This window comes from Streptomyces hazeniae (assembly GCF_031845485.1).
GTDB classification, from domain to species: Bacteria; Actinomycetota; Actinomycetes; order Streptomycetales; family Streptomycetaceae; genus Streptomyces; species Streptomyces hazeniae.
Genome location: NZ_JAVREQ010000134.1, coordinates 1 through 476 on the forward strand (window position 1 = coordinate 1; position 476 = coordinate 476).

General features: G+C 67.4%; 1 protein-coding gene. It reads right to left on the minus strand.

Annotated elements, in window-relative coordinates; all coding sequences use genetic code 11:
* Positions 1 to 391: methyltransferase family protein (locus RM572_RS28965; protein WP_311676332.1), on the minus strand; the 391-nt coding region annotated here is incomplete at its 3' end.
* Positions 392 to 476 lie beyond the last annotated feature (85 nt).

Sequence of the window (476 nt, forward strand, 5' to 3'; positions counted from 1 at the left end):
GTATTGCGCACCGAACCGCCTGACGAGGTGGGGGTTCCTCGATCGTCGGGATCGCGATGACGACGACGGTGCAGAACAGGGCGAACCAGGCGAACAGCCAGGGTGAGGCCGTGGCGACGGCCGTGCCGAGCTGGATGCAGAACACCGCGGTCATCATCGGATTCCGGACGTGTCGATACGGCCCGCGGAGCACGAGGTTGATCGGAGAACCGATGGCCAGTGTGCCGTCGCCGACGCGGTCGAACAGCACGACCGTCCAGATCAGGAACCACAGCCCGAGCGCGATCAGGCCGGCGCCTGCGAGGGCGAGGAGCAGGCCCGTCGAGGTGCTGAGGTCGGGTGCTTTCACGCCGGTCATCCAGATGATCAGGCCGGGAATGAAGACCGTCATGGTGGCCGGGGCAATCAGCACCGCTGGCGTCGGCCGGTCTCGAGGGCCTGGTCGCCTGGATGGGGCCGACCGTGCAGCGCTACCT